The 26105-nt window shown below is 58.1% G+C and carries 23 protein-coding genes; 1 reads left to right on the top strand and 22 read right to left on the bottom strand.

All coding sequences use genetic code 11. The features are described from left to right. Nucleotides 1–31: 31 nt before the first annotated feature. The 8 genes from lysS to ABYV89_RS00700 all read right to left on the bottom strand — a co-directional run bounded on the left by lysS (nt 32) and on the right by ABYV89_RS00700 (nt 9714). Nucleotides 32–1516, bottom strand: coding sequence for a lysine--tRNA ligase (gene lysS, locus ABYV89_RS00735; RefSeq protein WP_432821009.1), 1485 nt, complete (start codon nt 1514–1516; stop codon nt 32–34). Between the two features lie 128 nt (nt 1517–1644). Beyond that, nucleotides 1645–2740 (bottom strand): peptide chain release factor 2 gene (prfB, locus tag ABYV89_RS00730; RefSeq protein ID WP_432820995.1). Its coding sequence is split into 2 segments (ribosomal slippage): nt 1645–2670 and nt 2672–2740, totalling 1095 coding nucleotides; the frame shifts between segments, so codons are not numbered across the junction. Nucleotides 2741–2819: 79 nt separating this feature from the next. Beyond that, complete coding sequence (gene lnt / locus ABYV89_RS00725; RefSeq protein ID WP_432820994.1) at nt 2820–4340, bottom strand: apolipoprotein N-acyltransferase; 1521 nt, start codon at nt 4338–4340, stop codon at nt 2820–2822. After that, nucleotides 4337–5155, bottom strand: coding sequence for a hemolysin family protein (locus ABYV89_RS00720; protein ID WP_432820993.1), 819 nt, complete (start codon nt 5153–5155; stop codon nt 4337–4339). The genes lnt and ABYV89_RS00720 overlap by 4 nt, the downstream gene beginning before the upstream one ends. Before the next feature lie 99 nt (nt 5156–5254). Beyond that, on the bottom strand, nt 5255–5950 hold the full coding sequence (locus tag ABYV89_RS00715) for a diacylglycerol kinase (protein ID WP_432820992.1): 696 nt from the start codon (nt 5948–5950) through the stop codon (nt 5255–5257). Beyond that, a complete protein-coding gene (gene ybeY, locus ABYV89_RS00710; RefSeq protein WP_432821008.1) occupies nt 5947–6363 on the bottom strand; it encodes an rRNA maturation RNase YbeY in 417 nt (138 codons plus the stop codon). The genes ABYV89_RS00715 and ybeY overlap by 4 nt, the downstream gene beginning before the upstream one ends. Next, nucleotides 6317–8710 (bottom strand): HD family phosphohydrolase, encoded by a 2394-nt coding sequence (locus tag ABYV89_RS00705; protein ID WP_432820991.1) that lies wholly within the window; start codon nt 8708–8710, stop codon nt 6317–6319. The genes ybeY and ABYV89_RS00705 overlap by 47 nt, the downstream gene beginning before the upstream one ends. Next, a complete protein-coding gene (locus ABYV89_RS00700) occupies nt 8707–9714 on the bottom strand; it encodes a PhoH family protein (protein ID WP_432820990.1) in 1008 nt (335 codons plus the stop codon). The genes ABYV89_RS00705 and ABYV89_RS00700 overlap by 4 nt, the downstream gene beginning before the upstream one ends. A 196-nt stretch (nt 9715–9910) precedes the next feature. Between ABYV89_RS00700 and eno the strand changes: the two genes are divergently transcribed. After that, on the top strand, nt 9911–11203 hold the full coding sequence (eno, locus tag ABYV89_RS00695; RefSeq protein ID WP_432820989.1) for a phosphopyruvate hydratase: 1293 nt from the start codon (nt 9911–9913) through the stop codon (nt 11201–11203). 74 nt (nt 11204–11277) lie between these two features. On the opposite strand, the gene ABYV89_RS00690 is transcribed toward eno, so the two are convergent. From ABYV89_RS00690 to ABYV89_RS00625, 14 genes are all read right to left on the bottom strand, one after another. After that, nucleotides 11278–11730 carry a hypothetical protein gene (locus ABYV89_RS00690; RefSeq protein ID WP_432820988.1) on the bottom strand — a complete coding sequence of 151 codons (453 nt, stop codon included), beginning with the start codon at nt 11728–11730 and terminating at the stop codon, nt 11278–11280. Between the two features lie 57 nt (nt 11731–11787). After that, entirely contained in the window at nt 11788–12759 is a 972-nt protein-coding gene (locus tag ABYV89_RS00685) for a GGDEF domain-containing protein (RefSeq protein ID WP_432821007.1), read from the bottom strand. 123 nt (nt 12760–12882) lie between these two features. Then, the gene (locus tag ABYV89_RS00680) at nt 12883–13182 is read right to left on the bottom strand and encodes a zf-TFIIB domain-containing protein (RefSeq protein ID WP_432820987.1); all 300 of its coding nucleotides are present in this window, start codon (nt 13180–13182) and stop codon (nt 12883–12885) included. A gap of 71 nt (nt 13183–13253) precedes the next feature. Continuing rightward, nucleotides 13254–14186, bottom strand: a complete 933-nt coding sequence (gene cas6, locus ABYV89_RS00675) for a CRISPR system precrRNA processing endoribonuclease RAMP protein Cas6 (protein WP_432820986.1) — start codon at nt 14184–14186, stop codon at nt 13254–13256. A 62-nt stretch (nt 14187–14248) separates the two neighbouring features. Next, nucleotides 14249–15043, bottom strand: coding sequence for a hypothetical protein (locus ABYV89_RS00670; RefSeq protein ID WP_432820985.1), 795 nt, complete (start codon nt 15041–15043; stop codon nt 14249–14251). 25 nt (nt 15044–15068) lie between these two features. Beyond that, entirely contained in the window at nt 15069–16196 is a 1128-nt protein-coding gene (tgt, locus tag ABYV89_RS00665) for a tRNA guanosine(34) transglycosylase Tgt (RefSeq protein ID WP_432820984.1), read from the bottom strand. A gap of 35 nt (nt 16197–16231) precedes the next feature. Further along, nucleotides 16232–17089 carry a septal ring lytic transglycosylase RlpA family protein gene (locus ABYV89_RS00660; RefSeq protein ID WP_432820983.1) on the bottom strand — a complete coding sequence of 286 codons (858 nt, stop codon included), beginning with the start codon at nt 17087–17089 and terminating at the stop codon, nt 16232–16234. A 28-nt stretch (nt 17090–17117) separates the two neighbouring features. After that, nucleotides 17118–17996 (bottom strand): hypothetical protein, encoded by an 879-nt coding sequence (locus ABYV89_RS00655; RefSeq protein ID WP_432820982.1) that lies wholly within the window; start codon nt 17994–17996, stop codon nt 17118–17120. After that, entirely contained in the window at nt 17993–18925 is a 933-nt protein-coding gene (locus ABYV89_RS00650; protein ID WP_432820981.1) for a PfkB family carbohydrate kinase, read from the bottom strand. Before ABYV89_RS00650 ends, ABYV89_RS00655 begins: the two co-directional genes overlap by 4 nt. 47 nt (nt 18926–18972) lie before the next feature. Beyond that, nucleotides 18973–19926 (bottom strand): acetyl-CoA carboxylase carboxyltransferase subunit alpha, encoded by a 954-nt coding sequence (locus ABYV89_RS00645; RefSeq protein ID WP_432820980.1) that lies wholly within the window; start codon nt 19924–19926, stop codon nt 18973–18975. A gap of 72 nt (nt 19927–19998) precedes the next feature. Beyond that, nucleotides 19999–23469, bottom strand: a complete 3471-nt coding sequence (gene dnaE, locus ABYV89_RS00640) for a DNA polymerase III subunit alpha (protein WP_432820979.1) — start codon at nt 23467–23469, stop codon at nt 19999–20001. 194 nt (nt 23470–23663) lie between these two features. Next, nucleotides 23664–24245: a Maf family protein gene (locus ABYV89_RS00635; RefSeq protein WP_432820978.1), complete on the bottom strand. Its 582-nt coding sequence runs from the start codon at nt 24243–24245 to the stop codon at nt 23664–23666. A 103-nt stretch (nt 24246–24348) separates the two neighbouring features. Then, nucleotides 24349–24726, bottom strand: a complete 378-nt coding sequence (locus tag ABYV89_RS00630) for a hypothetical protein (RefSeq protein ID WP_432820977.1) — start codon at nt 24724–24726, stop codon at nt 24349–24351. Nucleotides 24727–24974: 248 nt separating this feature from the next. Next, the gene (locus ABYV89_RS00625; RefSeq protein WP_432820976.1) at nt 24975–25982 is read right to left on the bottom strand and encodes a phosphotransferase; all 1008 of its coding nucleotides are present in this window, start codon (nt 25980–25982) and stop codon (nt 24975–24977) included. Nucleotides 25983–26105: the final 123 nt, after the last annotated feature.

Here is a 26105-nt window from a genome sequence, read left to right as displayed (position 1 = left end):
AGGTCCTTGTGCCGATAAGGCGGATGGGGGATTAACGACTTTCCGGCCGAAGCTGCGGGAACAGGATGACATCGCGGATCGACGCCGAGTCGGTCAGCAACATAACCAGACGATCGATGCCGATCCCCTCCCCGGCCGTCGGCGGCATACCGTATTCGAGGGCACGGATGTAGTCCTCGTCCATGGCATGAGCCTCTTCGTCGCCGGCCGCCTTCTCTTCGAGCTGCCTGAGGAAACGCTCCTTCTGGTCCATCGAATCGTTGAGCTCGGAGAAAGCGTTAGCCAGTTCGCGGCCGACGATGAAGAGCTCGAAGCGGTCGACCACTTCGGGGTTCTCATCATTCTTGCGCGACAGCGGCGACACCTCGGTCGGGTACTCGGTGATGAAGGTAGGATTCCAGAGTTTAGGCTCGGCCACCGCGTCGAACAGCTCGGTCAGCAGCTTGCCGTAGCCAATCTTCCTGTCCAGCTCCAAGCCGAGAGTGTCGGCGTAGGCCAGGGCCGTCTCCCGATCCTCCAAAACTGCGGGCTCAACCTGCCCGTACTTGACAATCGCCTGCTTGACCGTCAGCCGGTCCCAGGGCGCGGTCAGATCGACCTGCTTGCCGCCGTAGGGGATGACCAGGCTGCCGACCACCTCTTTGGCGACATGGCAGATCAGCTCTTCGGTGAAATCCATCAGGTCGTGATAGGTCGCGTAGGCCCGGTAGAACTCCATCATGGTGAATTCGGGATTGTGCTGAATTGAAATCCCTTCGTTGCGGAAATTCCGGTTGATTTCGAAAACCCGCTCGAAACCGCCGACCACCAGGCGCTTGAGGTAAAGCTCCGGGGCAATCCGCAGAAACAGATCCATCTTCAGGGAGTTGTGATGGGTCATGAAGGGCTTGGCCGTTGCGCCGCCGGCGATCGGCTGCATCATCGGCGTTTCGACCTCGAGAAAATCGTGCTCAACCATATAGTTGCGGATCAGGCTGATGATCCGGCTGCGCTTGAGGAAGACCTCGCGAACGCCGGGGTTGACGATCATGTCAAGGTAGCGCTGACGGTAACGGGTTTCGACGTCGGTCAGGCCGTGCCATTTTTCCGGTAATACCTGCAGTGACTTGGTCAGCAGGCGGATCGTATCGGCCCGCAGCGAAAGCTCGCCGGTCTTGGTGCGGAACGGGGTTCCGGAAAGGCCAACGATGTCACCTATGTCAAGCTTGCGAAAGACCGCGAAGGCCGCTTCACCGACGTTGTCGCGGCCGACATAGACCTGCAGCCGGCCCTTGCGATCCTGAACCTGGATAAAGGCCGCCTTGCCGAAATCCCGGCGCGCCATTATCCGGCCGGCCACCACGTAGGTTGCCGTACAGCTTTCAAGGGCCGCGCTGTCGTCGTTGTCATGCGCGGCAAGCACATCCGCCGAGGTATGCGCCACCGGGAAATCGTTGGCATAGGGATTCACCCCCTCGCCGCGGAGTTCCTCCATCTTGGCCCGCCGCTGGATCAGTATATCGTTAAGTTCTTCCATGATATTAGTACCTTTCATCCCTTCTTTTCAAGCGTGCTACCTTATACCCCGGACCGGAGCAAGTCAAGAGCTATCCCGAACCGCCGCTGGCGACAAGACCAGCCCTTGTTACTGCGTCACGCCGGGCGTTATGCCTTGCTCAACAGATAAGCCTCGACGAAATCTTCGAGGTCGCCGTCCAGAACCGCATCGGTGTTGCCGACCTCGTAACCGGTGCGATGATCCTTGACCATCCGGTACGGATGCAGTACGTAGGAGCGGATCTGGCTGCCCCAACCGATCTCTTTCTTCTCCCCGGAAATCGCCGCGGATTCTTCTTCCTTTTTTCGAACTTCCAGCTCATAGAGCCGGGCCTTGAGTTGCTTCATGGCCGTGGCGCGGTTTTTGTGCTGGGAGCGCTCATTCTGGCAGGCCACGACGACGCCGGTCGGCATATGGGTGATCCGGATCGCCGATTCGGTCTTGTTGACGTGCTGGCCGCCGGCTCCGCTCGAGCGGTAGGTGTCGACCTTGAGATCCTTCTCGTTGATCTCGACTTCGACCTCGTCCGACAACTCGGGAAAGACAAAGACCGAGCAGAAAGACGTGTGACGGCGGGCGTTGGAGTCGAAGGGGGAAATGCGTACCAGGCGATGGATGCCGTTTTCGGCCCGCAGGAAACCGTAGGCGTAGTCACCTTCGACGGTGAAGGTTACCCCCTTGACCCCGGCCTCATCACCCGGTTGATAGTCAGTGATTTCGGTCCGATATCCCTTGCGCTCGCAATAACGAAGATACATGCGCAACAGCATGTCGGCCCAATCCTGGGCTTCGGTGCCGCCGGCGCCGGCATTAATGCTGAAAATCGCGTTGTTTGCATCGTGCGGACCGGACAGCATCCGGGCAAACTCCATCTTCCCGACCCGCGTTTCGAGCGCCGGCAGAATCTCCTGAATTTCCTTCAGGATACCCTCGTCGCCGCCCTCCTCGCCAAGCTCGACCAGCACCAGGAGATCTTCGAGCTCAAGAAAAGCGGCTTCCCAGCCTTCAACGATTTTCTGCAGCGTCGTGCGCTCCTTGAGAACCTCCTGGGCCTTGTCGCCCTGATTCCAGAAGTTCGGATTGGCGATTTCAGCCTCAAGTTCAGAGACCCGTTCCTTCTTGGCCTCTACGTCAAAGATACCCCCTCAGCTCGTCGAGCTTGCCCTTAAGGTGGTTCAACGTTTCTTTTTCATCGCGAAACATGTTAATTCTCCTCGGTACGGAAAGTGGGGGGGGATTATAGCGGCAACGCAAGCATACCTCAAGCCCCCATCTGCACCCGTTAAATAAATCGCCGGCGGGTTCTGGCCAGCCAGAAAAGACTCAGGAACAGGAAGAGTACCGGCAGCAGATCGCCAATTCGGTTGTAGAGGGTCGGACGCGCCCCGGTGGTCACCTCGCCGCGCAGAAAACCCGCGGTAAAAATCGAGGTCTGCGCGGTGATTCGGCCGGCCGGGTCAATAAACGCCGAAATGCCGGTATTGGCCGCCCGGGCCAGCCAGATGCGGTTTTCCACGGCCCGGAAACGAATCATGGCCAGGTGCTGAAAGGGCGCCGAAGACCTGCCGAACCAGGCATCATTGGTGATATTGACCAGCAGATCGGTCCCCTGCCGCACATAGTCGCGGGCCAGTTCAGGAAAAATCCCCTCGAAACAGACCAGCACCCCGACCCGCTCGCCATTCATCGGCAGCGGATTAACTGTCCCGGGAGAGAAATCACCGATGCCGACCACCAGCTTGTTGACAAAAGGCAAAAAACGCCCCAGGGGAACGTATTCACCAAAAGGCACCAGATGTACCTTGTCGCTGCGGCCCAGGGTTTCCCCGCGTGGATCGAGCAGAAAAGCACTGTTCAGATACCGGTAGCGGCGGTTTTCCAGTTCGAAAGCCGGGCTGCCGAACAGCAGCGTACTTCCGGCAGAACGGCCGACCGCCACCACGTCGTCGTGCAGGGTGCCCGGCTCCTGAAAGTAAAAGGGGGTGGCGCTCTCCGGCCAGATGATCAGATCGGTATGGCCTTCAGCCGATGCCGCCAGCGACAGGTCGCGATAGATGTCCACGGTCGATTGCTGGTAGGCGGGGTCCCACTTCACCGACTGATCAATATTGCCCTGGATCAGCGCTACCGACAGTTTCTTTCCGCTCTCGACCGGCGGCAGTCCGAGACGCCAGACCCCGTAGCCGTAGTTGCCCGCAATCAGCAGCAGACCAAAGACCGGCCCGACCCAGTGTCGCGCGTGAAACTGCCGGCGGCGGCAGGCCTCCCAGAGCCGTGCCAGCAGGACGTTGCCGAGGATCAGCAGAAAGCTGATGCCATAAACCCCGAACAGGTCGGCCGATTGAATCAGGGGCAGACAGGCCTGCTGGGAGTAACCGAGGGTCGCCCAGGGAAAACCGGTAAAGAGGAAAGAACGGAGAAACTCCAGCGCAACCCAGAGGATCGGCAGGGTCAGCAGCGGTGACAGGACGAGTTTTTCATGCAGGCGGCAGCAGGCCCAGGTCGCCGCGCCGAAAAAAAGCGCCAGGTAAGCGGACAGGATCAGGTAAGCGGCCAGGGAAAAGACCGGGTGCAAGCCGCCATAAGTGGTCATGACGATATTGAGCCAGTACAGCACCAGGCCGAAGAAACCGAGCCCGGCCACAAAACCGGAGTGGAACGGACGAACCGTCATCACTTGCAGCAGGGGGACAAGTGCAACCCAGGCCAGCCAGGCCTGATTTACCCGGGGAAAGGCCAGGGCCAGCAGGATTCCGGACAGCAATGCCCAGCATGAGACTTTTTTTGGGAGAAAGCGCCTCATGACTCTCCAGCATCCGGCAGATCGACCTGGTGAGCAAGGCGTACCCTGACCTTGCGAATCTTGCGATCATCACATTCAACCACCGTCATGACCAGGTCGCCGTCACGTATTTCTTCATTCACCAGGGGGACATGGCCGAACAGGTTGAACAAATAACCGCCTACGGTGTCAAACTTCTCCCGGGGAATGCTGGTCTCGAAGTAGTCTTCCAGCTCCTCGATACTGAGCCGGCCGTCGACCAGGACCACGCCGGGCGCCTCCTCGAACAGTTCGTCTTCCTCGATATCGTGCTCATCCTGAATGTCACCGACGATTTCCTCGATCAGGTCTTCGATGGTAATCAGCCCCGAGGTACCGCCATATTCATCGATGGCAATCGCCATGTGCACCCGCTGGGTGCGAAACTCTTGCAGCAGATCCTCGATCTGCTTGGTTTCCGGAACAAAATAAGGCGTCCGCATGGTCCGCTCAACCGCGAACTCATCGGCACGTTTGCCCCAGAGCCTGAGCAGGTCCTTGGCATAAACGATGCCGACTATCCGGTCAGTGGTCCCTTCGTAGATGGGGATTCGGGAATGCCCAGAGGAGATTATCGCATCGAGAAGGTCATCGAGAGAAGTCGCCATGCTGCAGCAGACCATGTCGGTACGCGGCACCATGACTTCCCTGACGATGGTTTCACCGAATTCGAAGATAGAGTGGAGCATGTCCCCTTCTTCTTCGTTGATGATCCCTTTTTCCTCGGATTCCTCGATGATTTCCTGAAGCTCTTTTTCGGTCATCACCCGGCGGCGACCGAAAAAAGCTCTTTTCATGCCCTCAAGCCAGGAAACCCGCCTGCCACCCGTACTGTCGTCTTGCAAAAATCCTTACCCCCTAATATGCAGAGATTGTTCATGGCAACGGCACTGCCGTCACATGTAGAAATATATCAGAACCGTTACCAGGGTGCCCAGCAGGGCGCCGGCAATTATTTCTTTCAGCGAGTGAATCCCCAGCAGCAGCCGGCTGTGACTGACCATGCCGGCCAGAATCAAGGCCAGCACCGAGAGCACGGCACCCGCTCCGGAGAGGACGACCGCCATCGCAATAGAAAACGATACGGCTGAATGTCCACTCGGCATGCCGCCGTGCAGCGGAGCCCCCTTGCCCACCCGCGCCTTGAGCAGCACCACCAGCATAATGACGACCAGTATGGACACCACTGGAAATTCGCCGGGGGGCAATCCGAGCTGATCCAATTGGAGTCCAAGCGCCGGCATGATATAGCGGGAAAGGGCGAAATAACCCATCACAACGGCGCCGATACTGGCTACCAGCACCGCGCCTGCGGCAACATCCTTGGCCCGTTTGGCCAGGGGGTGATACTCCGGAGAAACCAGATCGACCACCACTTCGACCGCCGTGTTGATCAACTCGGCAAAAATCACCAGGGTCACGGCGAAAGCAAGTAGAATGAATTCAAGCGCCGACAAGCGCATGAAGTGAGCGAACAGCAGCACCAAAACGCCAGCCAGAAGATGACAGCGCATGTGGCGCTGGGTCTTTGCGGCCCAGAGAATCCCTTCAATGGCGCAGTTGAAATTTTCCAGCCAATTGGACGGTTTCATGCCGTCGGTGATAACTCCGGCAGAAATTCAGTGCGAATCAAGGCGAAGACTTCCTGCTCCCGTGCTTCCATAAGCCTTGCATCCTCCTCGGTGCCGCGTTCGTGATCGTATCCCAGCAGATGCAGAATGCCGTGCAGCAGCAGAAAAAAAAGTTCACTCTCAAAAGGCAACCCGGCTTCGGCGGCATCCCGTGCCGCAGTCTCCGCAGAAATCACGATATCACCGAGCAGGTCAGGCTGAATGCCGCTCCCCTCGCCTTCCTGCATGGCAAAAGAAATGACGTTGGTCGCCTTGTCGCGCTGAAGGTAGTCGCGATTTATAACACGGATTTCGGCATCGTCGACGATCAGAATGGATAGCTCGCCGTCAGGACATCCCGAGGCGCTTAAGATCCTCTGTGCCACTTTTCGCAGGAGCAGCTTCCTTACCTTTTGCTTCTTTTGCCGGTTCTCGATCTGTATCTTCACTGTTTTTCCTTTTGCTGGAATCCTTCTCACGTTCTTTATAGGCCGGTTCCGGATAATCGATGCGGTGATGGAAAATCCCCGCCAGAATCCGGTTGAAGCTCTTGGCAATATGGTGCAGGTCCTTCAGGGTCAGCTCACACTCATCCAGCTGGCCATCGATAAATATATTGTTGATGATTTTCTGCACCATCCCCTGGATCCGCGCCGGAGTCGGATCCGACAGGGTGCGGCTGGCCGCCTCAACGGCGTCGGCCAGCATGATCAGGGCGGCTTCGCGGGTTTGCGGCTTGGGTCCGGGATAGCGGTAGTCACGTTCATCGACCTGTTGTACCCCAGGATCCTCCTTGCTCTTTGCCTTGTCGTAGAAAAACTTCATCAGGGCGGTGCCGTGATGCTGCCGGATGATATCGATCAACGGTTTACCAAGACTGTTTTCCCGCGCCAGTTCGACCGCATCCTTGACGTGAGACATCAATATCAGGGCGCTCATCGAAGGAGCCAGCTTGTCGTGCTTATTCTCCTGGCTGTGGATGTTTTCGATGAAATAAAGGGGTTTGCGAATCTTGCCGATATCATGATAGTAGGCCGCCACGCGGGCCAGCAATGGATTGGCGTTGATCGTCTCGGCCGCCGCCTCAACCAGGTTGCCGACTATAACCGAATGGTGATAGGTGCCGGGGGCCTGTACCATGAGCTCGCGCAGCACCGGGGTGTTCATGTTGGCCAGTTCAAGCAGTTTGATGTCGGTGGTGTACTTGAACAGGTATTCGACCATCGGAATGGTCCCGGTGACAATCAGGGCGCAGAGAATTCCACCGGCCAGGCCGAACCCGAGCTTGTACAGCAGCTGGATATCGTAGGCGCGGCCGCTCATCAGGTACAGGCCGAGAATCATCAGCATGTTGACCAGCGACAAGCGGAACCCGGCACGGTACAAGCTCGTGCGCTGCTTGCAGTGTCGCACCCAGTGGGCCGCTGTCACGCTGCCGACCAATGCATAAATGCTGATCATCAGACTGTTGCCGAACAGGACTCCGATCAGCAGCGAGGAGAGGATGGCGAACACAAAGGCGACTTCTGAATTAAGAACGATCCGTGCCAGCATGGCCCCAACGGCAAAGGGGAACACATAATAGTAACTGGTCGATTCGACATACGGAAAAGCGCTTTCGAGAGCCGTCGAAATAAAAATGCCCAGCTTGACCAGGATAAACAGGCCGACAAAGTTCAGCACCAGAAAGAGCAGGTCGCGGTTGTTCGGCCGATATTTGCGGATGTTGGTGGTGGCAAAGCGGTGGGTCGTGAAGAGCAGGACCATGATCGAAAGAAACAGCCCCAAACCCGTGCTGAGGGTGCTGTAATGGCTGCCGATTTCGCGCATGGCACGAAGTTTCTTGATCTGGTCCGGAGTGACCCGTTCCCCCTCGCGAACGATCATCTCCCCTTTTTTGACCTGGAACAAGACCGGCTTGACGTCATCCCGCGCCTTCAGCTTGCGGGCTTCGGTCTCGTTCTTGTTGAAGGTCAGGTTCGGCTTGAGCAGTTTCACTGCCAGCGAGAGAATGACCTTGCGGTGGGCTTTGGTAAAATTCGGCAGATCCTTGAACTCTTCCTGCAGCCGGTCCTGCACATCGCCGACACCGATGACGCCGTCAAAGTTGATGAGGGTCGACTCCTGGCGGGACTCGAGATCGCGAATAACGATCCCGCGCTTGCGTTCCCCCTGGAAGAGCTGCAGATTGCCGACAATCATAGGTTCCAAAGCGGTCAGCACCGCTTTGCGCAGCAGGGTGACGTCGGCCTGCTGCCCTTCCTGCATGTCGCGCCCTTCCAAAAGAGCGGCCAGCAGGGGGATGTCCTCCGCCTCAAGCGCGACGCTGAGCACGTTCTCAAGATCTTCGACCAACTTGTCCGCCGAGACGGCTTCAGTCCGCGCCGTCTGGATCAGCTGCAAACCCTGCGTCAGCTGGTCGGCGATGACCAGCCCGGTTTTGGCATCGTAATCGTACAGGGGGAGGATCGCGTCTTCGGCCTCAACCCTCTTTTTTTCGGTCAGCGGCTCGTCGGGAACCAGCAGGTCGCGCGACGACTTGACATCGCGGGAGGCAATGTCTCCAGGCGCGTAATAGCCGGGAACGAAGCCCCCCTTGGGAACGATGATGGCCGTCAGGATCAGGGCCAGAAGCACGACCAGAACGTAGCGCTGACTGCGCAGCTCGAGAGAAAAAGTATTCTTCCCCGAAGGTTTGGCCTTGCGGGTCGATGGGTCGGGTTTACGGTCGCGATTCGTCATACGTCAGAATTACCTTCAGGCCGTACGGAATGTTCAACCGCCGGGTGACTACCCCGCTCGTACGCCTGGATAATGGTTTGTACAATCGGATGGCGAACAACATCCCGGTCGGAAAAATAATTAAACCGGATACCGTCCACCCCTTTAAGCACTTCGGTCGCGTCGATCAGGCCGGAACGCTTGCCGGTCGGCAGATCGATCTGGGTGACGTCGCCGGTGATCACCGCACGGCTGCCGAAGCCAAGACGGGTCAGAAACATCTTCATCTGTTCGGTCGTGGTATTCTGTGCCTCGTCAAGAATGACGAAGGCGTCATTCAGGGTGCGACCGCGCATGAACGCAAGGGGGGCCACCTCGACCACCCCATTTTCAATCAGCCCCTGCCCCCGGTCAAAATCCATCATATCGTAAAGTGCATCGTACAGCGGTCGCAGATAGGGATTGACCTTTTCCGCCAGGTCTCCCGGCAGAAAACCGAGCTTTTCCCCGGCCTCCACCGCTGGTCGGACCAGAACGATACGGCTGACTTCTTTTTTGACCAGGAAAGAAACGGCCATCGCCATGGCCAGATAAGTCTTGCCGGTTCCGGCCGGACCGATACCGAAAACAACATCGTGGCTGCGGATGGCATCGATATAGGTTTTCTGGGCCAGGCTTTTGGGAGCAATGACTTTCTTTCGGGAGGAAATGAAAATGGTATCGAGAAAGATGTCCTTGAGGTGGGCCCTGGAATCGGCGGACAGGATCCGCGCAGCGTAATCGATGTCGGCCGGGTACAGGGCATACCCTTCCTGCAGCAGGGAGTAAAGTTCATCGAGCAGACGCAAGGCCAGGCCGACATCAGCCGCCTCCCCGTCCAGCGAAAGGGAATTCCCCCTGGAACTGATGCGCACCCCCAACATCTTCTCGATCAGCTTGAGATTTCTGTTCTGCTGACCGAAAAGAAGATTCGCCAGTTGGGAATCATCCGCGGAGAAACTTTCCCGAGAGGACCGGTTATTCAATGTTTAAATTTCTCCAGACAGGCATAATTTGGGATCGTCACACTATCATCATCGGCGCTTTAAAGCAATTTTTTTCAAGTTCTCCAGGGTCTTCTATTATTGAAAAAGGGGTTTCAATTTCATGTTCTTGTGCTATAAATAACGCGTTTTGAGCCAGACATCGCTGGCCATCTTTCTTTGTAACAAGGGGGCAATTATGAGCGAAATCATCGATATCTACGCCCGGGAGATCCTCGACTCACGCGGCAATCCGACGGTTGAAGTCGAGGTCTTTCTCGAAAACGGCGTGATGGGGCGTGCAGCCGTGCCGAGCGGAGCATCCACCGGCGAGCGGGAAGCGCTGGAATTGCGCGATGGCGACAAGGCCCGCTACCTGGGCAAAGGGGTCATCAAGGCGGTAACCAATGTCAACGAAATCATTGCCGAAGCCCTGATCGGCTGGGAAGCGTCCGACCAGGCGGGCATCGACCGCAAGCTTCTCGAGCTGGACGGTACCGACTTCAAGAGCAACCTCGGCGCCAATGCCCTGCTCGGCGTTTCGATGGCCTGCGCCAAGGCCGCTGCCGAAGACGCCGGCCTGCCCCTGTACCAGTATATCGGCGGCGCCAATGCCAAAGAACTCCCCCTGCCGATGATGAACATCATCAACGGCGGCGCCCACGCCGACAACAATGTCGACATTCAGGAATTCATGATCATGCCGTCCGGCGCCGGCTCCTTCAAGGAGGCGCTGCGCATGGGGGCGGAAATCTTCCACGCACTGAAAAAGGTACTCAAAGCCAAGGGCTGCAATACCGCCGTCGGTGACGAAGGTGGCTTCGCCCCCGACCTCAAGAGCAACGAAGAAGCTCTGCAGGTCATCATGGAGGCGATCAGCGAAGCCGGCTACACCCCCGGCGAAGACGTGCTCCTGGCCCTCGACGTCGCCTCCTCCGAACTCTACAAAAATGGCAAGTACCTGCTGGAAAACGAAGCCCAGCCCGAGAAAACAGCGGCTCAGCTGGTCGACTTCTACGAAGACCTGGTCAACCGCTACCCGATCATCTCCATTGAAGACGGCATGGCCGAAAACGACTGGGACGGCTGGAAACTCCTTACCGACCGCCTCGGCAAGCGGATCCAGATCGTCGGCGACGACCTGTTCGTCACCAACACCCGCATCCTCAAGGAAGGGATCGACAAAGGGATCGCCAACTCGATCCTGATCAAAGTCAACCAGATCGGCACCCTGACTGAAACCCTCGAAGCCATCGAAATGGCCAAGCGGGCCGGGTATACGGCCGTGGTTTCCCACCGCAGCGGTGAAACCGAAGACACCACCATCGCCGACCTTGCGGTCGCGACCAACGCCGGACAGATCAAGACCGGTTCGCTCTGCCGCACCGACCGCATCTGCAAATACAACCAGCTGCTTCGCATCGAGGACGAACTCGACGAGGTTGCAGTGTTCAGCGGCAAAGACGTCTTCTATAACCTGCGCAAAAAATAAAAGTTGTCCATAGACGAAAACAGGCCTGCCGGAAACGGCAGGCCTGTTTTCGTTAGTTCAGGAGCCGGAGCAGCTCAGACTCCCCTCTCCCTGCAAATTTTTCGTAGCTTTTCGATATGCTCCCGATCCGCACTGCCAAGGCAATTCAGCATCTGCCGCATGCTGTCATCCCGAAAAGCCATCGCCGCCCCGATATGAATGGCGACAAAGTCCTCTTCAAGCTTCCGCGACAGCCGCAAGGCCAATCGTTCATTCAGCGGCGAGGTCCTGGCTCCCGCCAGGATGCCATGAGCGCTCTTCAGCAACTGCTCCGCCTGAGCCAGCGGAAGCGTTTTCGGCTTGAATGTCTGGCTGGCCGGCAGACGCATGGCAAAGCGAAGCTGCATGGCGTGCGCTTCCTCGTCCCGCGCCATCTGCGCCCACAATGCCTTCAAGGGTTCGTCACATTCAACCCGCTCGGCGAGCACACGATAGATATCGCCGACAACGTCCTCGATCTCGGCACAGATACTCAGAAAACGCAGCATCGTCAAAAACCTCCTCAACACCCGGCCCTGCCAAGAACAGCGAGCGACAGAAAAAAGTTATTGTTCAGAATAAAGCCGACGGCGCCGGTCAATCAGATAGTTGCTGCCCGGCTGACGCTTTACATACTCTTTAATTTCAGCCGCAATTTTAGCGATTTCAGTGGGTGATTTGATATCCCGGTAAGCGTCACTGACCACCGCAATCGAAAGGGTCATGACGCTGAAGGACCGCTCAACCCCATAGCGGTCGACGCCGACCAGCGCGCCATCCACCCGGTCTTCAGGGCGGTAATGGTCGACAATGGCCCGATCAAAATCGAGAATGATCCTCTCACAGACGGCCGACGCACGCTCGGGCGAGGTAATGACAACAAAATCGTCACCGCCGATATGCCCGACAAAGTCGTCCTGGTTGCCTGCGGATCGCTGGGCACCACGAACGATATCCCCGGTCAGCTTCAACACATCGCTGCCGGCGGCAAAACCGTAGCGATCATTGTAAAACTTGAAGTTGTCCAGGTCGACATAGCAGAGCGCGAATTTTTCACCACAGCGCATCTTCTCCATCAGTACCCGCTCGATGGCAATGTTGCCGGGCAACCGGGTCAGCGGACTGGCATCAAGACAGAGCTGTCCGTAGTCCTCCAGTTTTTGCGCCACGACATCGAGGTCCCGTTCAAATTCTTTAAACTCGTTAGTAACAGCAGGATTTCCAGGCAGATCAAGAAAACGGTGACCGATCCGATGATCGATCAACCTGTACAGACGCCTTAAAGACGAGAGGGTTCTCCAGGACAGCAGCAACAAGAGGGCAAACGTCACTGACATCACACAGAATGAATAAAAAGCCAGTTCCACATGCAACGGGGCGGCCGCAATCAGCCCCGGATCTAAAGACGGGCCTTGCGAACGACCGAGGTCGGCTAACGATTGTCGGATGAAAAGAAGATGATATAAGGAGCGAAGGCCGCCCAAAAGGGCCAAGACAAAAAGAACCGCCAGGATTTTCAAAAGAAAAGTAATACGCACCGGCAATAAGGACTCCGAGGGGCTCATGATCCAATCATGTTACAGGTGTTTGAGTAACGGTGCATAGTACCGGTTTTTGCCGCAGAAAGCAAAGCGGCGAAGAGTCTCGCCGCTTTTTTAATCCTACCCTGGCTCACCCTTGAACCATTTGTCGAACCAGGTCCGGTGATCTTTTTCTGAGAGGAGTTGCAGATCTCTGGGGCCGAGCCAGACCCCGCCGCAACTCTCGCACTTATCGAGAGGAACCCCCCGAAAGGTCAAGGCCTTGATGGCATCACCGCATTTCGGACATCGGTTGCGGCACAGCTCACGGATGACCTTCTCTCTGGCCTCCGTTCGCATTTTTTCTATTTTTTCTTTTTCCTCGTTGTAAAAGAACTGATTTTCGAGTGCTTTTTTTCGCTCATCCCAAAGATTAGTCATGGTCACCTCCTCGAAAGCACTGTATTTTCAATAAGTATAGCAACAATGCTTAAGCTGGCAAGCCACCCCGTTCACAGCTTGTCGGAAATGGTCAGATGCCCCGCACCAAAGGCCGCCCCCTTGCCAAGGTTCAGCAGGGAGGCTAAACGCAGCAGCCAAAGCACATCCTGCAGGGCGCCGCCAGAGAGCGTTAACGCCCCGACGACCCCACCGACATCCTGCCGGCGGCCGTCCCCCTCGAGACTCCTCCAATCGCGCCAACCGAGAGAGTTTTCAAGCTCACGAACCTGCTGGCACGCCAAGATATAGAAACCGGGATCATCAACCAGCTCCTGACCGCAATGGGCGTGAACCATGGCTGTGACCCGGCGCATAATGAACGGAAACAAAGCACTGAAACCGGGCCTGAAGAGCGGCCGGCCATCGGACAACAGACGCGCCGGGGTGTGAAGCTGCAGGCAGATTTGCGGCGCAGCAGAGAAGCTGTCCAGCCACCAGCCGGCATTGAGAAGAGGGACGGACAGTGGCGTCCGTCCGCCCTGCCGCCAGATGCACGTCCGGTTACCCGAAAGATCTTCAGCGTCGACCGCCGACAATTCGAAAAAACCTTCTCCCCGGTGAAAACCCCGCACTCCCAACGCCTGAAACGCCAGGCACAACTCTCTCAGCAAATGGGTTCCCTGGCCGAACAGAACCACCGGCAATTGCAGAGCGCCCTCAATGACAGCAGGAAGCGGAAGATTCAACGGAGGGTGAATCACGAAAGGGGGGCCCGGCAGCTGGTAACGTCGCCGGGCGAAGGGATCCGGTGAAACCGGGGGGTCAAAAAGAGCATCGAAGGCCAGGCCGTTCAAGCCGGCGGGCAAAAGCTCAACCTGCTTGGCCGCCTGCCTGAGGTTGCGTCGAAGCCGCAGCAGGGTTTCGACCGTCAGGACATAGGGATCCTGAAATTCGAGTCGCAGATACGCCTTGATAAACTCGATTTTGTGTAAATCAACGGCCAAACAAAACTCCAGCTAAAACCAGAAAGTACATTAAGTATGTCAGGCAAGCTTCTGACATATCTTCAAAAACCGCGCTTCCTCAATTCTTCTTCAACCAATTGCTTCTGCCCGGGCGCCAGTTTACGCGACGAGATCAAGGCATGCAGGTCCTGGGTTTTCAGCCTGGGCAAATAGACCGTGAACCAAACAACGGGGGTCTTGCGATTCTTGAGCATCGCCATTTTGAGATTCGGGCGCTGCTTCCAGCGGGGATTCCGGGCGATGGCCGAAATCGTTTCGGCCGAGGCATGGGGGCCGTTCAGAAACTGAAGAATGGAGACTTCCCTGAGCCGGGGGTTCTGCAGACAGGGGTCCATCAGACGGATATCCCCCTCCTTCAGCAGGGCATCGACAATGGTAGCGGTGCCGCGCCGGGCCATGGTCATCTTGTTGCCAAGGGCGGTCGTCGGCAGGCGCTGCAGGACAACCCGTTCGGCGGCCACCTTCTGATCGGGAGTCACCCCGGGAAGAAAGCAGAGTTCAATCAGTTCAAACAGGTAAAGCTGAGGCAGCAGAGACTGCAGCAGCGTACCGGGTGTCCCCGGGTTTTTGGCCAGCGCCAGCTTGACCCGGTGGCTGCCCTCCCCCAACTTGAGCTGGGAAACAGCCTTCAGCAAGTCTTCGGTAAGATCCCGGCGCTTGAGCAGAACCAGCAGATGGTCTTCTCCCAGGCGGGGATTTTTCAGCAGCGTCCGCAGTACCTCACCGGCCGGATCCTGCAGCAGCGTAAAGAGTTCTGCCCCGGAAGCTGTCAACGCCAGGCGTAACCGGCGAGCCGTATCGACATCCAGCACCAGGCCCGAGTCCTTAACGTTCATCCCCCTCCCCTGTCAGCTCAACCCGTCAGTGGTCAGAGCCCTCCGGGCCGAAAAATCCGTAAAGCCCGAGAAACTCTTCCTTAAAGGCCCTGAATTGGCCCTGCTCTATCGCGGTCCGCACGCCGGCCATCATGTTCAGATAAAAATGGACGTTGTGAATAGCCGACAGAATCGCGGAAAGGATTTCATTGGCATTGAACAGATGATGCAGGTAGGCGCGGGTAAAATTACGGCAACAGTAACAATCGCAAGCGGCATCCACCGGATAGAAGTCCCGCCGGTAACGGCGATGGGTCAGACGGATCTTGCCGCGACTGGTGAAAAGCGTCGCGCTGCGGGCGTAACGTGTGGGAATCACGCAGTCGAACATGTCCATACCGCGCTCGACGCTTTCAAGAATATCTTCCGGCAGGCCGACCCCCATCAGGTAGCGCGGCTTGTTTTCCGGCAGAAACGGGGCCGTGTAATCGACGACCTTTTTCAGCAGCTCGAGTCCCTCGCCGACACTGACCCCGCCGATCGCGTAGCCGGGAAAGCCCATGGCGGTCAGTTCCCTGGCGCAATCGCGGCGCAGGTCGTCATAGACGCTTCCCTGGACGATGCCGAAAAGAGCCTGGTCCTGACGCTTGTGCGCCTTCTGGCAGGCCTCGGCCCAGCGCAGGGTCTTGCGGATCGACTTGGCGGCGTAATCGTGGGTAGCCGGATAAGGAATGCACTCGTCAAATGCCATGATGATATCGGCGCCGAGGGTGTTCTGGATGGCCATCGCTTCGGCCGGGCCGAGAAAAATTTCGTTGCCCGAAACCTCATGCTTGAAGAAGACGCCGTCCTCAGTGATCTTTTTTTTCGGCAGCGAGAAGACCTGGAAGCCGCCGCTGTCGGTAAGGATCGGACGCTTCCAGTTCATGAAGGCGTGCAGTCCCCCGGCTTTTTCCACCAGGCTTTCCCCGGGGCGCAGGTGCAGATGGTAGGTATTGGACAGGATAATCTGGGCGCCGGTCTCCTCGACCTGGGCGGGGGTCATCGCTTTCATCGCCGCATGAGTTCCGACCGGCATGAAAATCGGCGTTTCGATGGTACCGTGCGGGGTTTCCAGGCGGCCGCGGCGAGCCGAGGTTTCCGAATCGGTATTAAGCAGGGTAAACTGGAACATTTCAGGCCAAACTTTCTACAGAAGAGATTCGATGGTTATTCAAAGGCGACCACAAAGGCCCCCGGGTAATTGGACCGTTCAAAATCGGTTTTGGCCGCCTCGGCCGCATCCAGCGAGGTGAATTTGCCGACCCGCACACGATAATAGCGGCGGCCGTTGACATCATCCTCCTGGATATCCGATGCACCGAAACGGCTCTTCATCTCCGCCGCGAGGCGGCGGGCGTTGTCGGCGACGGTAAAAGCGCCGACCTGCACCGCGTAGCTGCCGATGTCGTAACTGGGCAGCGGCTGGTAGCTGATCTGGCCGCGGGCATCCTGCACCCTGGTTCCCAGGGCTTCGACCCGCACCGGCGCGGTGCCGGGCCCGGCCACGCCCAGGGCCTTGGCCGCAGCAAAAGAGAGATCGATTATCCGCCCCTTGACGAAGGGCCCCCGGTCGTTGACGCGAAGGATCTCCTCGCTGCCGTTGCGTAGGTTCTTCACCTTGACGTAAACCCCCAGCGGCAGCGTCTTGTGGGCGGCGGTCATGGCGTGCATGTCATAGATTTCGCCGTTGCTGGTCTTGAGCCCGTGGAAATCCTCGCCGTACCAGCTGGCCACTCCCTCTTCGACGTAGCCGCGATGATCGAGCATCGGGTCATAGCGGACCCCGTTGACCGTGTATGGCCGCTGGTAGGGCTTGAGCTCCCGGGCCGGGACCGTTTTTACCGGCACATTCGGCGAAACCGGGCTCTCGGCGGCCACGCCGGGAGCAGGCGAAGGAGGCGCGACTTGCACTTGCGCCGAATCCAGAACCCTTACATCGTATTTCGGGCCGCCGCAGGCAGCGGTCACGAAGAACAGGGAGCCAACGAAAACCGGCCTGAGCCAACAACGAACTGCTGAAATCATCTAAACACGCATCCAAAAGGTAAATGGGTCAACGATCGTCCGACGCATCCGCAGCGGACTCCATCGCCTCAGGGGCCTCTTCGACCTGCGAGGCCTTGACCCGACCGATGATGTGGCCGGGAATGGCGACTGCGGCCTGCACGGCCAGTTCAACGGGGTAGCTAATCGGCCCGAACCAGGAAGCGATCCCCAGCCCCTCCCCGGCGATATAGGTGCCATAGGCGGGATAAAGAACGCGATAATCATCCTTTTCGGCTTCGGACGCCCCCTGTTTACGATGAAACCCGACGGTGTCGCCAGTGGCCAGGCCTTCCTGGTACAAGGGGAACAGGGGAATCAACCGTGACGCGGCATAGAGCCCCTTGAGTTCGCGCTGGGCAAAATCTTTCGCATGCGCCCCCTCATGCAGGGCGATGGAAGAGTGATCGGAATAAATGCTGATAGTGTTGGTAAAGGGGTTGTAATGATCACCACCGAACACCCGTCCCGGGAAAATTGTATAAAAGACCGTACTCAGGGCCCCCAGGGTATAGCGCCAGCCGCCACCTATCTCGCGGTTGCGGACCAGGCGCGACCATTCTCCGCCAGGGGCGTACTCGTTAAGACGCACCTTGACATTCTGCAGCCCGTTGGCCGCGAGATAATCACGCAGCGCCAGTTCGGTTTCCGGCGTGATGTCATGATTTTCGACCCGCCAGCTCCAGAGAATCAACTTGCTAGGCAGCGAGAAGAGGTAATGACCTAGCCCATCGACAAAGGCGTTGGGGCGCCCCCGTTCGATCTGAGACTCGCCTTCCCTCAACTGCAGTGTTTTCGGGCCCTCGATATCCTGGCCATATTGATAAGGTACTGCCGCGCAACCCGTGGTAACCGCGAACGCCAGAACAACCCAGAAGAGACGTATCATGCGACCCCTCCTTCCCTTCGCCCCTGGCCCGCCAGCAGGGACTCGACCTCGGCCAAGGTCGGGATGGCGGTGCGACCGCCAAGAGCCCTTGTTTTTAAGGCGGCGCAGGCGGCAGCAAAGACCACCAGCTTGCGCAGCGGCCATCCCTGCAACAACCCGTAGATGTACCCGCCGTGAAATACGTCGCCGCAGCCCGTGGTATCGACGACCGGCACGGCGAAGGCCGGCACGTGAAAAGAGTCGCCAGCGCGGGTCAGGGTATGACTGCCGCCGGCACCGAAGGTGATCGTCGCCGCCGTCGCACCGTATTCGAGCAGGCGCGCCAGAGCAACGGGCGTATCGGACGGACAGAGCTGCCGGGCGAACCGTTCGCTGACCACCAGGTGGTCAATCAAAGGCAGCAGTCGCTCACTTTCGGGGCGCAGCGTCCCGCCGTCGAGCACCGTGACAACCCCGTGTCGGCGGGCGATGACCGCGGCGGCGACGGCCGCCTCGAACTGCAGGCCATCGAGATGAAGAACCCGGCAGGACGCTATCGCAGCAGCATCTATTTCATCGGCCAGCAGGGGCCGGGCGCTGCCGCGGGTCCAGAAAATGTTGCGATGCCCGCTGCCAGCTTCCACCGCGATGAACGCAAACTGGCTGGTCGCCCCCGGATCGGTCAGCAGCCCACGGCAATCGATGCCCTCGTCAACCAGGTCGCCGCGGATCCGGTGACCGTGCTCGTCATCGCCGATCCGGCCGAAAAAAGCCGTTGTGACACCGAGGCGCGCCAAGGCAACCAGGGCGGTGGCCACTGGCCCCCCGCCCTGGGTCAGAACCTCTTCAAGTTCGGCCTTTTGATCGACCGCGGGATACCGGGCCACCCGCCCGAGCAGATCGAGGGAGCATTGGCCGACCCCCACCACCTGCGCTCGTTGACCGGTCATCGGCCGTTCCGTTCCCAAAAGAAATCAGCTCCCGCTGCCGTGACCGGTTACTCCTTGACCCGGCTCATGGCACGGAACTTCTGGTAGCGCTGCTCGATGAGTTCCTCACCGCTCAGGGCCTTCAGTTCCTTAAGGTGCTTCTTGAGATATTCCTTGATATTGGCCGCCGCCTCACGGGGATTGTTGTGGGCCCCGCCCAGCGGTTCAGGGATAACGTCATCAATGACGCAGCCGAGTTCCTTGATATCGTTCGCGGTCAACTTCAGGGCTTCGGAAGCCTGGGGCCCCATGGTGCCGTCGTTCCAGAGGATGGCCGCGCAGCCCTCAGGGGAGATGACCGAGTAAACCGAGTATTCCATCATCATTACCCGGTTGCCGACAGCGATGGCCAGAGCCCCGCCTGAGCCCCCTTCACCGGTGACCGTGACGATGACCGGCACGGTCAGGGCCGCCATCTCCCGCAGATTGCGGGCGATCGCCTCGGCCTGGCCACGCTCTTCGGCGCCGATGCCGGGAAAAGCACCGGGGGTGTCGACAAAGGTAAAAATCGGCAGGCCGAACTGCTCGGCCATCTGCATCACCCGCAGGGCCTTGCGGTACCCTTCCGGATTGGGCATGCCGAAGTTACGGTAGACCTTCTCCTTGGTGTCGCGCCCCTTCTGATGGCCGATGACCGCACAGGGTTCACCATCGAGACGGGCAAAGCCGCAAACCAGGGCCGGGTCATCGCGAAAGTTACGGTCGCCGTGCACTTCAAACCAGTCGGTAAAGATATACTCGACATAGTCGAGGGTGAACGGCCGGTTCATGTGACGGGCCAGCTGGGTGCGCTGCCAGCGGGTCAACTTGGAGAAGATCTCCTCGCGCAGCTTTGCCGCCTTTTTTTCGAGCTTCAGGATGTCGCCGGCGAAGTCGACTTTTTCCGTGGAAAATTCGCGCAGATCACGAATTTTCTGTTCCAGGTCAACCAGGGGTTTTTCAAAATCAAGGTGAAATTGCATGGTTCATCTCCTGCCTTAGACTGGCGCCGAAGCCAGATCAAAAAAAAGAAGTCGGCGACGGTTACCCTTCCGTCATTCAAAGGTCACAACATTATATCCAAATAACTTCTCAGCGGCATCCATTATTTCATCCGAAGCCGAGACCTTCAGCTTCTCGGGAAGGCTGATGATGGTCTCGCTGCGGTTGGGAATCACCAGGTGCAGCAGCACGTCGCAATTGCCGCTGAAGCGGCCGAGAATCTGTCTGAGGGACTGCAGCTGGTCCTCGGAAAGCCCCGGAGTGGTCAGCCGGAAATGCACCCGTTTGGTCAGTCGCTCCTTGACTTCGCGCAGTGACAGAACTTCGTTCACCAGCAGCTTGCAGGACTCTTCCCCGACATCCAGGGTGCCGCTCACCAGCAGCGGATCCTCCCCTTTCAGCAGTTCCATCGAGGCCTGGTAGACCTCGGGAAAAACCACCATTTCGACAAACCCGGAGAGGTCTTCCAGGGTGACAAAAGCCATCCGGTCGCCCTTCTTGGTGGTCAGCTCCTTGATGCCGGAAACAATGCCGCAGACCTTGACCTCTTCCTTGTCCGAGCGCTCGCTCAAGCCGGCCGTGTCACAGGTGGCAAATCGCTTGATGACGGCGCCGTGCCGGGCCAGCGGATGACCGGTGATGTAGAAGCCGAGAGCCTCCTTTTCGAAGCCCAGCAGAATCTTCTCGGGCCACTCGTCGATATCGGGAAGCTTGCCGTACCCGTTCCCCCTGTGCGAGACGATCTCCTCGGTGCCGAACAGCGACTCCTGCCCCTGCTCCTTTTCCCGCTGCACCTTCTGGCCGATCTCCATGGACTCTTCGAGCACCGCCATATACTGGGCCCGCTTCCCCTTGAGCGAATCGAAGGCGCCGCAGCGGATCAGGGCTTCGACCACCTTTTTGTTGACCTTGCGCAGGTCGACCTTTTCGCAGAAATCCTGCAGCGAGGAGTACAGTCCTTCATTGCGCTGTTCGATGATTGACTCGAGCGCCGCTGCGCCAACCCCCTTGACGGCGCCGAGTCCGAAACGGATCGAGTTGCCGTGCACGGTAAAGGAGCGCTCCGAAGCGTTGATATCGGGGGGGAGCACCTCGATCCCCATGGAACGCACTTCGGAGATATTCTTGATGACCTTGTCGGTGTTCTCCATGTCTTCGGTCAGCAGCGCAGCCATGAATTCCACCGGGTAGTGCGCCTTGAGGTAGGCCGTGTGGTAGGCGACCAGGGCGTAGGCGGCCGAGTGCGACTTGTTGAAACCGTAGGCGGCAAACTTTTCCATCAGGTCGAAAACACCCTCGGCCTTTTTCGCGTCGAGCTTGTTTTCCTTGGCTCCGGCCAGGAAGATCTCCTTCTGCTTGGCCATTTCCTCCGGTTTTTTCTTGCCCATCGCCCGCCGCAGCAGGTCGGCGCCGCCGAGGCTGTACTTAGCCAGCACCTGGGCGATCAGCATGACCTGTTCCTGGTAGACGATAACCCCGTAGGTATCCTTGAGCAGCGGCTCCAGTTGCGGAAACGGGTAGTCAAAGGTTTCCAGGCCGTGCTTTCGCTTGATGAACGAATCGACCATCCCCGAACCGAGCGGGCCGGGACGGTAGAGGGCGACCATGGCGATCAGGTCTTCGAAGCACGACGGCTTGAGCTTGATCAGGTATTCCTTCATCCCCGACGACTCGAGCTGGAAGACTCCGGTGGTCTCCCCCTTGGAGAGCAGCTCGTACGACTTCTGGTCATCGTCACGAATCAGCTTGAGATCGAAATCGGGCACTTTGCCGTCGCGGATCAGCCGCACCGCCTTATCGATGACGGTCAGGGTTTTCAGCCCGAGGAAATCGAACTTGACCAGCCCGATCTCTTCGACGTATTTCATGGCGAACTGGGTCACCTGGCCGCCCGACTTGGGGTCGGTGTAGAGCGGCAGGTACTCGGGGAGCGCCTTCGGCGTAACCACCACGCCGGCGGCGTGGGTCGAAGCATGGCGGGTGAGCCCCTCGAGGGCCAGGGCGATATTGAACAGCTCCTTGATCTTGGCGTCCTTGTCGATCAGCTCCTTGAGCCTGGGCTCCTGGGCCAGGGAATCCTTCAGGGTGATATTGAGGATTCCCGGGATCAGCTTGACGATCTTGTCGGTTTCGGCAAAGGACATGTTCATGGCCCGGCCGACGTCGCGGATGACCCCCTTGGCCTGCATGGTGCCGAAGGTGATGATCTGGGCGACGTTCTCTTCACCGTAGTGCTTGCGCACGTAGTCGATCACCCGCTCGCGACCATAGATGCAGAAGTCGACGTCGATATCAGGCATCGAGATCCGCTCGGGGTTGAGAAAACGCTCGAACAGCAGGTTGTACGGCATCGGGTCGATGTCGGTAATGCGGATGGAGAAGGCCACCAGGCTGCCGGCGGCGCTGCCGCGGCCGGGGCCGACCGGGATATTGTGATCCTTGCCCCAGTTGATGAAATCGGCGACGATCAGGAAGTAGCCGGGGAAACCCATCTGCTTGATGCAGTCGAGCTCGATCTGCAGCCGTTCACGGTAGCGCTGCTCTTCTTCGGCGGAAATTTCACGGATCTTGCGGATCTCGGCCAGGCGCTCGTCGAGCCCCTCGCGGGACATCTCGGCCAGAACCTCATCGAGGGTCTTGTCGGCCGGCTTTTCATACTGGGGGAAGTGATAGGTATTGAAGTCGAATTCGAGGTTGCAGCGCTGGGCGATTTCGACCGTGTTGGACAGGGCCTCGGGGGTCGCCTTGAACAGCTCGGCCATCTCGGCCGGGGTCTTGACGTAAAACTCGTCGTTGGAAAACCGCATCCGCTTCTCGTCGTCCATGGTCTTGCCGGTCTGGATACACAGCAGCACCTCGTGGGCGTAGGCCGATTCGCGGGTCAGGTAATGGCAGTCATTGGTCGCCACCAGCGGCAGCTGCAGCTCACTGGCGATCTGGATCAGTCCCTTGTTGACGGGGTCCTGTTCGGGGATGAAGTTTTCCTGCAGCTCAAGGTAGAGGCGGTTGTTGTCGAAAATCTCCGACATCTCCCGGGTACGCGCAATCGCCTCTTCCATGCGCCCGGAACCGAGCATGACCGGGATCTCCCCCCCCAGGCAGGCGGTCATGGCGATCAGCCCCTGGTTGTGCTCTTTCAGCAGCTCCCAGTCGATACGGGGACGGTAATAGAATCCTTCGCGATAACCGGCCGAGACCAGGTGGCAGAGGTTGCGGTAGCCGACCAGGTTTTTACAGAGCAGAACGAAATGATAGGAGGCTTCCGAAGAACCGCGGGCGCTGGACTTGTCGAAACGGGAATTGGGCGCAACGTAAACTTCGCAGCCGATGATCGGCTTGACCCCGGAAGACATCGCCTTGTTATAGAATTCGATGGCACCAAACATGTTGCCGTGGTCAGTGACAGCCACCGCCGGCATCTTGTACTCCTTGACCCGGTTGATCAGGTCGGGAATCTTGATGGCACCGTCAAGAAGACTGTACTGGCTATGCAGATGCAGATGGACGAAATTCGCGTGTTCCATGAAAATCCAGGATCAGAAACCGGCAGAAAGCGCCCGCAAAAGGTTACGGGCAGCCACCGGCATAAACAGAAAAACCGATATCGGCGAACGCTGTCGCGCTGCGATGACCGGTTTGCGGAAAAGATCGTCGATAGTACCACCGGCCTGGTCAAAAGGTCAAGAGGACTGTCCAGGAGAAACGGCCGCCCCTGACGCTAAAGAACGTCGACGCCGAAGCGGCCGAGCATTTCGGTCACCTTGATCAGCGGCAGGCCGATCAGCGCGGTGTAGTCACACCCGTCCATACGCTCCATCAGGGCGATGCCGAGCCCTTCTATCTTGAACGAACCGGCACAGTCAACGGGATTTTCCCGGTCGATGTAACGCTGGATCTGTTCCCGGCTGAGCTTCTTCAGCGTCACCGTGAAGGTAACCACATCGGTCATTGCTACGCCGGAGCGGCTGTCCAGCAGGGTAACCCCGGTGAAGAAGGTATGACTGCGGCCGGACATCTCGCGCAGCTGAGCCACGGCGCCTTCTGGCGAACCGGGCTTGCCGAGCACCTTGCCCCGCCCATCGACAAACACCTGGTCGGCACCGAGGATCAGGGCATCGGGATAGCGCTGCGCCAGGCTCTTCGCCTTATGCGACGACAGGTGCTTGACCTGCAGTTCAGGAGCGATTTCCTGGTCGATGGTTTCCTTGAACAGGGGCGCCGCCACCTGAAACGAAAGCCCGAGCTGGCGCAGCAGCTGCAGACGATACGGGCTGGTCGAAGCAAGAACAAGAGTACGCATGAAGAGATCCCCGACGGAAAGTTTTCACTCTTTTACCCCAGCGTCGGATCAATTGCAAGCACCTCAGGATTAAAGGGCTTCGAATCAGGAGATCAGCCGAGGTTCAGGCCACCGCGCGCCAGACCGGCGAAGCCTCCGCCACCCTGCCGGAGCGCCCCGCCCGCCGCTCGCCGAAGCAGGAAGCCTGGCCGCCGAGACCGCCGATCACCCGTTCGGCAATCGCGGTCAGCGCAGCGGTAACCTGAACGAGGTCAATCCGCCTTTCAAAGGCGCTGAAATCTCGCGCCGCCAGCCAGGCATCGATGTAGGTCACCTCGGGGACGGCACCGACCTCGACGATCACCTCCCCTTCATACTGACCGTCACCGACAATCCCCGCCAGGGTAAAACCTGCGGCTCCCCGCCCCTGCTGTCGTTCAATCCGATCCGTCACAAAATACAAGGCACTGCCATTGCTCCCCGTCACATCCAGCCAGACCATGAACCACCTCCGTTGCAAGCGTTTGAGTATCTGGCTCTAAGGTATAAGGCAGCCCCTTGACAGAATATGTCACACGACGACCGTCAGCTAGGAAATAAGTAAGGGGACGGGCGCAAGCAGACTGACATGGAGATATCGTGACTGCCCACGAGAGGGCGGATGCTTCGCAGCAGGCAGGCGCAAGCGCCCGAGAGGGAATGGTCCTGTCCGCACACACTGGCGGCAAGCCGCTTAGGCAGCCTCCCCCGTCAGAACTGAGCCGACAGGGATTGAACTAATGCTTTTGCCCGGATTTTCCGAACTGTTTGCCAACTGATTTTGCTGCGGCAGCTCCATTCAAAAGCCGTAATGTAGCGTCGGAGCAATTCGAAAAGGGAGAAATACGCGATCAGATCAGGATCGATTTCAAAACCGGCTAGCGCATTGGAGAAGAAGGCGTCAAAATTCGACCTGGAAAGCCCCGAAAGGGATCGCTGTTTTGACAAGATCAACCCGGAATGATCAAGAGCCAGATAGCTGGACATGCGGCAATAGTCTTCCAGAACCGGTGCGCGCCTGTTCGCCCATATATCGATACCGAACATTCTGCCCCCACCGTAGTGGAGATTGGCGGGGGTGAAGTCGGCATGAGCGGCAGCATGGGGTAGCCGTCGGTTGTCCAAGGCCCTGCTGCCGCGCTGGAGACTCTCTGTCGCCAGCTTGAAGACTGAATCATTCCTGGCCAAAAAGCGGGCTTCCTGGCTGCGCTGCGACAACCTCTCGACTGTCGCCACATAAGGAGTCAACGCAACCCGCTCACAGGAAATCCCAGAGACTTCATGAAAATGGCGAATCCATTGACCAGCTTTTGAAATCAGCTCAAGTCGCCGACTTCGATTAAAGGCATTCAGCAGCAGCACAGACCGTAATCGGGGGCTATCGATCCATTCCATCGCAATGGCGCCATATTCCGGAATAAAACCCAAGGGTTTGGGTACCCGCAGGGTCGGTTCACCCGCCATTTTGTCATAAAACAGGCAAAGGGCTTCATACTGATAGCTCGCCCCGATCGGTTTGACCTGGTCAGGAGCATATATTTTTATAGCGACCGGATGTGCCAATGATGGATGGCTGGCCTTAAAGATGGAGCATTGCCGAGATTTTACCTTCAGTCCCAGTACAGACCACCTGTCGTGGCTGATGCCAGGCAATGACAAACAAGGCAGAATCACGTTGCGCACAAAAAGAGCGGTTATTTGTGGGGCCGGGATATTCATGACAAGCTCAGATCGGATTTCAAGATAGAGGCTCTCTCAGTTCTCTTTGCGAGGACGCCGCGCCTCGTGCAACAAGCGTGAACGTTTATAGCACCATATTATGGATCGGGCAAGAACCGGCCC

The sequence above is a fragment of the Trichloromonas sp. genome (genome assembly GCF_041583255.1).
Classification (GTDB): Bacteria; Desulfobacterota; Desulfuromonadia; order Desulfuromonadales; family Trichloromonadaceae; genus Trichloromonas.
This window is presented reverse-complemented; position numbering and strand designations above follow the sequence as displayed.

What these genes read in the sequence shown, in the direction of transcription:
- lysS (WP_432821009.1), bottom strand. Translation starts at nt 1,516, where the DNA reads ATGGAAGAACTTAACGATATACTGATCCAGCGGCGGGCCAAGATGGAG.
- lnt (WP_432820994.1), bottom strand. Translation starts at nt 4,340, where the DNA reads ATGAGGCGCTTTCTCCCAAAAAAAGTCTCATGCTGGGCATTGCTGTCC.
- ABYV89_RS00720 (WP_432820993.1), bottom strand. Translation starts at nt 5,155, where the DNA reads ATGAAAAGAGCTTTTTTCGGTCGCCGCCGGGTGATGACCGAAAAAGAG.
- ABYV89_RS00715 (WP_432820992.1), bottom strand. Translation starts at nt 5,950, where the DNA reads ATGAAACCGTCCAATTGGCTGGAAAATTTCAACTGCGCCATTGAAGGG.
- ABYV89_RS00705 (WP_432820991.1), bottom strand. Translation starts at nt 8,710, where the DNA reads ATGACGAATCGCGACCGTAAACCCGACCCATCGACCCGCAAGGCCAAA.
- eno (WP_432820989.1), top strand. Translation starts at nt 9,911, where the DNA reads ATGAGCGAAATCATCGATATCTACGCCCGGGAGATCCTCGACTCACGC.
- ABYV89_RS00690 (WP_432820988.1), bottom strand. Translation starts at nt 11,730, where the DNA reads ATGCTGCGTTTTCTGAGTATCTGTGCCGAGATCGAGGACGTTGTCGGC.
- ABYV89_RS00680 (WP_432820987.1), bottom strand. Translation starts at nt 13,182, where the DNA reads ATGACTAATCTTTGGGATGAGCGAAAAAAAGCACTCGAAAATCAGTTC.
- ABYV89_RS00670 (WP_432820985.1), bottom strand. Translation starts at nt 15,043, where the DNA reads ATGAACGTTAAGGACTCGGGCCTGGTGCTGGATGTCGATACGGCTCGC.
- tgt (WP_432820984.1), bottom strand. Translation starts at nt 16,196, where the DNA reads ATGTTCCAGTTTACCCTGCTTAATACCGATTCGGAAACCTCGGCTCGC.
- ABYV89_RS00660 (WP_432820983.1), bottom strand. Translation starts at nt 17,089, where the DNA reads ATGATTTCAGCAGTTCGTTGTTGGCTCAGGCCGGTTTTCGTTGGCTCC.
- ABYV89_RS00655 (WP_432820982.1), bottom strand. Translation starts at nt 17,996, where the DNA reads ATGATACGTCTCTTCTGGGTTGTTCTGGCGTTCGCGGTTACCACGGGT.
- ABYV89_RS00650 (WP_432820981.1), bottom strand. Translation starts at nt 18,925, where the DNA reads ATGACCGGTCAACGAGCGCAGGTGGTGGGGGTCGGCCAATGCTCCCTC.
- ABYV89_RS00645 (WP_432820980.1), bottom strand. Translation starts at nt 19,926, where the DNA reads ATGCAATTTCACCTTGATTTTGAAAAACCCCTGGTTGACCTGGAACAG.
- dnaE (WP_432820979.1), bottom strand. Translation starts at nt 23,469, where the DNA reads ATGGAACACGCGAATTTCGTCCATCTGCATCTGCATAGCCAGTACAGT.
- ABYV89_RS00635 (WP_432820978.1), bottom strand. Translation starts at nt 24,245, where the DNA reads ATGCGTACTCTTGTTCTTGCTTCGACCAGCCCGTATCGTCTGCAGCTG.
- ABYV89_RS00630 (WP_432820977.1), bottom strand. Translation starts at nt 24,726, where the DNA reads ATGGTCTGGCTGGATGTGACGGGGAGCAATGGCAGTGCCTTGTATTTT.
- ABYV89_RS00625 (WP_432820976.1), bottom strand. Translation starts at nt 25,982, where the DNA reads ATGAATATCCCGGCCCCACAAATAACCGCTCTTTTTGTGCGCAACGTG.